Origin of the sequence: Actinoplanes sp. L3-i22 (genome assembly GCF_019704555.1) — a bacterium.
Classification (GTDB): Bacteria; Actinomycetota; Actinomycetes; order Mycobacteriales; family Micromonosporaceae; genus Actinoplanes.
In genome coordinates, this window is the sequence record NZ_AP024745.1 from 430,181 (window position 1) to 437,500 (window position 7,320).

The following is a 7,320-nucleotide window of genomic DNA, read 5'->3' on the forward strand; positions in this document are numbered from 1 at the left end:
GCGGCTGCACCCGGCGCGACCGGCTGTGCCATTGTCGAGCCGTGGCCCTAAGCCCTGACATGCGTGCCCTCTTCACCCGGCGGCGGGTGCTGGGCCGGGCCAAGGCTGTGCTGCGCAGCGCGATCACCACGTTCGTGGTGGTGACCGTGACCCTGTGGCTGATGCCCGGCGTGGCCAGCGCGGACATCCTGGACACGCTGAACCTGGTGCTCCTGGTCGCGGTCACCGGCGCGGTGCTGCGCCCGCTGCTGCTGGCCGGCGTCACCGCGCTGGGCGGCTGGGGCGCCATGCTCTTCGGGGTGTCGGCCCAGGTCGCGGTCATGGTGCTCGCCCTGCGGCTGGACCCGGCGAACCGGATCCGCGGCCTGCCCACGCTGGTGATCGCGGCGATCCTCGCGGTGATCTTCGCGGCGCTGCTCGACTGGATGGCCGACGCCGGCAGCGACGACACGTTCGTCCGGGAGGCGCGGCGGCTGATGCGCGGCGTGCGCCGCCGGACCGCGCGCCGGGCCGGGGGCCCGTTCTTCACGCTGCGCCGCCCGCACCCCGGCACCGAGCCCGGCCTGCTCGTGATCCAGCTCGACGGGGTCGCCGAGCCGGTGCTGCGCTGGGCGATCCGGGCCGGCAACCTGCCGATCCTCGGGCACTGGCTGCGCTCCGGCAGCCACAGCCTGCGCCGCTGGCACACCGGGCTGCCGTCGACCACGCCGGCGTCCCAGGCCGGCATCCTGCACGGCGCGTCCCGCCAGGTCCCGGCGTTCCGCTGGTTCGAGAAGGAGACCGGCAAGGTGATGGTCTCCAACCGCCCGCGCGACGCCGCGGTGATCGAGCGGCGGCTCAGCGACGGTCAGGGCCTGCTCCGCGACGGCGGGGTGAGCATCGGCAACGCGTTCGGCGGGGACGCCGTGACCAACCTGCTGACGGTCAGCCACGCCGCGCTGCCCGGCCGGTCGGCGCGCGGCTGGGCGGCGTTCATGGCCTCGCCGTACGGCTTCACCCGCGCCCTGGTCCTCGGCGGCGCCGAAGTGATCACCGAGCTGCACCAGGCCCGCCTCCAGCGCCGGCGCAACCTCCAGCCGCGGGTCAGTCGCTCCGGGGCGTACCTGGCGCTGCGCCCGGCCGCGATGCTGCTGCGCGACGTGAACATCTCGCTGATCGCCGAGCAGATGGCCCGCGGCGTCCCGGTGGTCTACTGCGACCTGGTCGACTACGACGAGGTCGCGCACCACGCCGGCCCGGCCCGCCCGGAGTCGATGCGCCAGCTGGAGAGCCTGGACCGGATGCTCGGCGTGCTGGAGCGCCTGTCACCCGAGGCGGCCCGGCGGTACCACCTGGTGGTGCTCTCCGACCACGGGCAGAGCCAGGGCGCCACCTTCCGCCAGCGGTACGACGAGACCCTGGACGACGTGGTCGAGCGGCTCACCGCCGAGCCGACCGCCGGCTCCGAGGAGCCCGCCGAGGAGCAGGGCGAACGAGCGCCCGAACCGGCCCCCGAGGCGGCCCCGCTGCTGGTCATGTCGTCCGGGAACCTGTCGCTGGTCTACCTGACCCGGGTCACCCACCGGGTGCTGCGGGCCGAGATCGAGGAGACCTATCCCCGGCTGATCGCCGGGCTGGCCGCCCACCCGGGGGTCGGGCTGGTCGTGGTCGGGGACGAGGACGGGCCGGTCGCGTTCGGCCCGGGCGGCACCCACCGGCTGCGGGACGGCGTGGTCACCGGGCAGGACCCGTTGCTTCCGTACGGCCGGGAGGCGCGCGACGACCTGCTGCGTCACCAGGAGGCCGCGCACATCGGCGACCTCATCGTGATCAGCGCGGTCGACGGCGAGACCGCGGAGGTGGCCGCGTTCGAGGAGCTGGTCGGCTCGCACGGCGGCCTCGGCGGCTGGCAGACCGACGCGATGCTGGTCCACCCGGCCGCCTGGCCGGTCACCACCGAGCTGATCGGACCGGACGCGATCCACCGTCAGCTGATCGAGTGGCTGACCATGCTGGGCCTGCGCGAGGAGCCGGCCCGCCCGCCGATCAGCGCCGGCGAGCCGATCTACGCGTCATGTGAAGCGGCGGGCGATTCGCTCGCTGACCGTCCAGTAGCCGGCGGGTAGCACCCGGGCCAGCAGGTCCGCGGCCCGCGCCGCCTTGGTGATCACCAGGCGCGGCCGGCGGGACTGGACCGCCGCCAGGATCTGCCGCGCGGCCTCCTCGGGTGGCAGGGTCAGCGCGGTCTCGTGGAACTTCCGGTTCTCCGCGGCCTGCGCGCCGTCCGGGTCCGGGCCGCTGAGCCGGGCGTTCAACGCGATGCCGGTGCGCACCCCGCCGGGATGCACCACGGTCACGCCGACGCCGCGCGGCTCCAGCTCGTGCCGCAGCGCCTCGGTGAACCCGCGCACCGCGTACTTGCTTGTCGCGTACGCCACCTGGCCGGGCGGGGCGATCAGCCCGAACAGGCTGGACACGTTGACGATGTGCGAGCCGGGCCGGGCGAGCAGCTGCGGCAGGAACGCCTTCGTCATCCGGATCACCGCGTGCAGATTGATCTCCAGCAGCCAGTCGACGTCGGCCATCCGGTTCTGCTCGAACGTCCCGGACAGCGTCACGCCGGCATTGTTGATCAGAAGATCCGCGCCACCCAGCCGGGACGAGACTTCGGCCGCGAGATCACTCCGGTCCGCGCCATCAGCAAGATCGATTTGGTACGTCGTGACATCCGCCCCGCCGAGCCCCCGCGCCAGCTCCGCGACCCGGGACAACCCGTCCGCGTCCCGGTCGACCAGGACCAGCGTCGCCCGTCGCCGGGCCAGCTCGAGGGTCAGCGCGGCGCCGATACCGCCCGCTGCCCCGGTGATCACGCAGGTACGCCCCGCGAAGGTGAACCGTCGCACCCGCCAAGTATCTGATAACCGCCGCTTATCGGCCGCACAGGATCCGCATAGGCGCGGTGGCCAGTCTCTTCGCAGCGAAGCAACCGACCGAGGAGCAAACGATGACCGCGTACGACCCCTCCGATCGCTCCGCCCAACCCCACCCGTCGCACGCCCAGGCCCCGCCGGCGGACTGGCCCCCGTCCGCTCACCCCCGCACCGGCCACGCCGACCCCCGCGACTCGTTCGCCGACCTCCGCGGCCCGGGCCCCGACCCCCTCGACCCGTTCGCCGACCTCCGCGGCACCGCCCCCGATCCGCGCGCCCCCTTCACCGACCCGCGCGACTCCTTTGCCGGCGCTCGTGCCGCCGGCCCTGACCCGCGGGACTACTACGCCGACCCGCGTGGGGCCGGTGCCGACCCGCGTGGCTCCTACGCCGGCTCGCACGACTCCCCCGGGGACCGGCGTGGACCCGGCGCGGACCCTCGTGCCCTGGCCACCGACCCGCGCGAGGCCCACGTCGACCTCCCGGGCGGGCACCGGGTCCCGGAGCAGGACATCCCGACCGCACAGTGGCAGTCCCCGGCCGGCCTGCCAGGTGGCGCGCCCGCCGCCTGGCTCAACTCCCCCGTGGAGCCAGGCGGCGCGCCCGCTTCCTGGGACCGAGGCCCGGACGACAGCTGGGGCGGCGACCCGGGCCGAGCCGGCGACTGGGGCACCGGCCACATCCCGGACTCGGTCCCCGCCTCCTGGAACGAGTCCGTCACCACTCCCGGCAACCCCGTACCCGGCCGATCCGCCCCCGGAAATGCCGCGCCCACCTGGAACGACGCCACCGCCGCACCCGCCCGCGCCAGCGCCGCGCCGGCCGGCTACGGCACGGATACGCCCGCCGCTTATGGCGTGGACGGGCCGACCGAGCGGAATTACGGCGGGCCCGGCGCCGCGCCGACCGGTTGGAGCCAGCACACCGGCGCCACCAACGGAAACGCATGGCCGGCCACCGAGGCCCCGCAGCAGGCCAGGGCCGCCGCGGCAGTCCCGCCGCCCCCGGCCGCCGCCCCGCCGATGTCGCCGACCCAACCGCCCGCCGACCCGCAAGGCACCCCCACCCCGTGGTCTCCACCCGGCGCCGGAAGCACCGGGACCGGAAGCACCGGCCCGGGCGACACCGGCCCGGGAGCCAAGCCGGCCCGCAAGAGCCCGAAGATGGCCCTGATCGCCGCCCTGGTAGCCGCCGCCCTGGCCGGCGCCGGGGTAGGCGCCGGCGTCACCGCGGCCGTCTCCGGCGGCAGTAGCAGCAGCGTCTCCACACCCGCCGGAGCTCCGGGTCAGAACGGCGCTCCCGGCCAGAACGGCGCCCCCGGCGGTCAGGCCCCGAACGGCCAGGCCGCACAACCCTCCGCCGCCGCGAGCACCGGCTCCTGATCCTTACTGGGGGAAATAAGCAGAGATGGTCCCTGCCGTGGGCGGCAGGGACCATCTCTGTGTACAAACAGGCGTTCGCCCACGCGCGGCGGGGCTACCGCCGTACCGCGGAAAAACGGGACGGACCCGGCGGCGAACCGCGGACCGGAAGTCAGACCGGGTTTTCCTCGATCGGCGCGGCAGCGGTGGCCCGCGCCCGGCGCCGCCGGATGTGCCGCACGTGCAGCGCGATGTACGCCCCGACCACCACCACCCCGAGCCCGATCGCCGGCCACATGTACCGGTGCGCGTGCTCGATGATCGTCACCAGGTTCGCGCCGAGCAGGTACGACACGGTCGTCCACCAGCCCACCCAGAGCGCCGCCCCGATCGCGTTGTAGATCGTGAACGTCTTCCACGGCATCTTGGTGATGCCCGCGATCACGCCGTTGAGCTGCCGCAACCCGTCGATGAACCGGGCCACCACGATGATCCGGTTGCCGCGCCGCGCGAAGAACTGCTCGGCCTTCTCCAGGCGTTCCGGGGTGACGAAGATGTACTTCCCCCACCGGTGCACCACCCGGCGACCGCCGCGCAGGCCGATCCAGTAGCCGATGTTGTCACCGATCACCGCGGCGATGAAGCTGATCAGCGCGACCACATAGATGTTCATCCGCCCGGCGCCGGCGTAGATCGACGCCGCCACCATGATCGTCTGACCGGGGGCGGGCACTCCGAAGCTCTCCACGCCGATCACCGCGGCGAGGGCCAGGTATCCCCAGCGGTCCAAGATCGGGGCGACGCTGTGCAGGAACCCGGGGAGCTCGGCTGAAGGTGGCATCGGCTAACACGGTAGCCGTCGAAGGTGATTACGGCCGCACGGACCTGTGCGTCGGGTCCGGTCCGACCTTTGTCCGGACACGGAAAGGTCCCGGCCCATCACGGACCGGGACCAGTACGCGGAAATCGAGGATCAGAGGGTCGTGGCGGCCAGCTGGTTGCGCAGCTTGGCCAGCGCCTTGGTGAGCAGGCGGGAGACGTGCATCTGGGAGATCCCGATCTGGTCGGCGATCTGCGCCTGGGTCAGGTTGCCGTAGAACCGCAGCGTGAGGATCCGCTGCTCACGCTCGTCGAGGGTGGCCAGCGCCGGCGCGAGCGCCACGCGGGTCTCGGCGAGCTCGAACTCGTAGTCCTCGCCGCCGAGCGTGTCGCCGAGCTCGGTCGAGCCGTCGGCGCTGATCGGCGTGGAGAGCGACGTCGCGTTGTAGGCGCGGGCGCCTTCCAGGCCCTCCAGCACCTCTTCCTCGCTGATGCCGAGGTGCACCGCGATGTCCGGGACGGTCGGGGACCGGCCGAGGCTGTGGGTCAGTGTGCTGTTCGCCTCGGTGATCGCGAGGCGGAGTTCCTGCAGGCGGCGCGGCACCCGGACGGACCAGGTCCGGTCCCGGAAGTGGCGCTTGATCTCGCCGATGATGGTCGGGATCGCGTAGCCGGCGAAGTCGACGCCGCGCTCGGGGTCGAACTTGTCGACCGCCTTGATCAGGCCGACCGTCGCGGTCTGGACCAGGTCGTCGGTCGGCTCGCCGCGGCCGGAGTAACGGTTGGCGAGGTGGCGGGCGAGCGGCAGCCACGCCTCGATCGCCTGGTCGCGGAGCGACGCCCGGGACGGGTGCCCGGCCGGCATCGCAGCCATCGCGTTGAGCAGTTCCGCGGCGCTGTCGACGGGCTTATTGGCGCTGGCGGCCGTCGCCGGGGCGACGGTCGTCGAAGTCTCCATGACGGTCATGCGTAGTCCTCCCTGGCACCTTCCCGGAGAGCCGGTCCACTGTGCAGCGGACCCAGTTCGGTCGGGCGTCTCTACTCACGGGCGGGGCGGTCGAATCACCAGCCGCCGTCCGAGCATGTTTTGTCCGTTCGGTAGCGACCACACTAGCCGGTCGTATGGCGAAAGACTAGCCGAAAGTATGAGTGACACTCAGCCGAGTGGTGTGGTGCTCGTCTATCTGCCCGACCCGGTCGGGCCACTGTGCTTTGCGCCGGGCTCAGCAAGATGGACCCATGACCCCGGTCCTGGTACGGCAATGGACCCTCGACCATGTCCACGAGCTGCGGGTTCTCCGCGCCGGGCTGCGCGACGAGATCACCGGCGCCGATCTCACCGACCGGATGACCGTGGTCGCCACCGAGTTGGCCACCAACGCGCTGCGGCACGGCGAGCCGCCGGCGATCGTGAGCCTGTTCACCCAACCGGGTCGTCTGGTCCTGGACGTGTCCGATCAGGACGTGACCGGCGAGCCCCGGTTCGACCTGCGCCGCCGCCCGGCCGGCGAGGGTGGCGGGCTGGGCCTGCTGCTGGTCCGCACGTTCGCCGACGAGAGCGGCTGGTACCGGGACGGCGACACCAAGCACATCTGGGCTGCCTTCCAGCTCCTGTGACGGCCGGCCGCCCGACTCAGCTCCCGTAGTGGTGAGCCGCCTGGCGCAGGTCGATCTCGGCGATCAGCTCCCGAGCCGTCTCCTCGTCCAGTTGCCGGTCCCGCAGGGCCGTGCCGACCGCGCCGCGCTGCTGGTCGAACGACTCCCCGGCGGTCTCGACCACCGCCCGCCCCCGATCCCGCATCGCCTCCGCCGCGGCCCGCTCCCCGGCCAGGTCGAACCGCAGCCGCCGGGCCAGCCACCGCAGCGTCGTCCCCTGGATCAGCAACGTCCCGAGCGTGACCAGCAACGCGATCGCCTGAATCGCGTCCCGCCCGGGGAACGGCGCCCCGGACGACGTGGTCTCCGGCACCGCGGCCGCCGCGGCCAGGGTCAGGATCCCGCGCATCCCGGTCCAGCCGACCAGCAGCGTCTCCTTGTTGTCCGGCGCGCTCAGCGGCTCACCGCCGCGCCGGGTGCGCCGGCGTTCCAGGGCCGCGCGGTACCGCGGATCCCGTTCGGCCCGCCGCGCCGACATGCGCTCGCGCAGCCGCCAGCGCCCGAACAGCCCGTAGACCAGCACCAGCCGGATCACGATCGCGGCGACCAGCAGCACTCCGGCCGCGATCAGCGTG

Annotated in this window: 7 protein-coding genes (1 of these 7 running past the window's edge); 3 read left to right on the top strand and 4 right to left on the bottom strand. The window is 73.2% G+C overall.

The genetic code is table 11. From position 1 onward, the window contains the following. Nucleotides 1-41 precede the first annotated feature (41 nt). The gene (locus tag L3i22_RS01995; RefSeq protein ID WP_255657891.1) at nt 42-2,105 is read left to right on the top strand and encodes an alkaline phosphatase family protein; all 2,064 of its coding nucleotides are present in this window, start codon (nt 42-44) and stop codon (nt 2,103-2,105) included. On the opposite strand, the gene L3i22_RS02000 is transcribed toward L3i22_RS01995, so the two are convergent. After that, nucleotides 2,052-2,882 carry an SDR family oxidoreductase gene (locus L3i22_RS02000; protein ID WP_221325298.1) on the bottom strand — a complete coding sequence of 277 codons (831 nt, stop codon included), beginning with the start codon at nt 2,880-2,882 and terminating at the stop codon, nt 2,052-2,054. The two genes, L3i22_RS01995 and L3i22_RS02000, sit on opposite strands and share 54 nt — an antisense overlap. A 101-nt stretch (nt 2,883-2,983) precedes the next feature. Here L3i22_RS02000 and L3i22_RS02005 point away from each other — a divergent pair, with 101 nt between their 5' ends. After that, nucleotides 2,984-4,291: a hypothetical protein gene (locus L3i22_RS02005; protein WP_221325299.1), complete on the top strand. Its 1,308-nt coding sequence runs from the start codon at nt 2,984-2,986 to the stop codon at nt 4,289-4,291. A gap of 151 nt (nt 4,292-4,442) precedes the next feature. On the opposite strand, the gene L3i22_RS02010 is transcribed toward L3i22_RS02005, so the two are convergent. Together L3i22_RS02010 and L3i22_RS02015 are read right to left on the bottom strand one after the other, a co-directional pair. Further along, a complete protein-coding gene (locus L3i22_RS02010; RefSeq protein ID WP_221325300.1) occupies nt 4,443-5,111 on the bottom strand; it encodes a DedA family protein in 669 nt (222 codons plus the stop codon). 132 nt (nt 5,112-5,243) lie between these two features. Then, nucleotides 5,244-6,047, bottom strand: a complete 804-nt coding sequence (locus L3i22_RS02015) for an RNA polymerase sigma factor SigF (RefSeq protein WP_255658638.1) — start codon at nt 6,045-6,047, stop codon at nt 5,244-5,246. Between the two features lie 281 nt (nt 6,048-6,328). Here L3i22_RS02015 and L3i22_RS02020 point away from each other — a divergent pair, with 281 nt between their 5' ends. After that, nucleotides 6,329-6,706, top strand: a complete 378-nt coding sequence (locus tag L3i22_RS02020) for an ATP-binding protein (protein WP_221325302.1) — start codon at nt 6,329-6,331, stop codon at nt 6,704-6,706. 16 nt (nt 6,707-6,722) lie between these two features. Here L3i22_RS02020 and L3i22_RS02025 read toward each other — a convergent pair whose 3' ends face one another. Continuing rightward, nucleotides 6,723-7,320, bottom strand: partial view of a sodium:proton antiporter gene (locus L3i22_RS02025; protein ID WP_221325303.1) — the end only. It continues 920 nt past the right edge of the window; the window shows 598 of its 1,518 coding nt (coding positions 921-1,518); its start codon lies off the right edge, out of view; its stop codon occupies nt 6,723-6,725.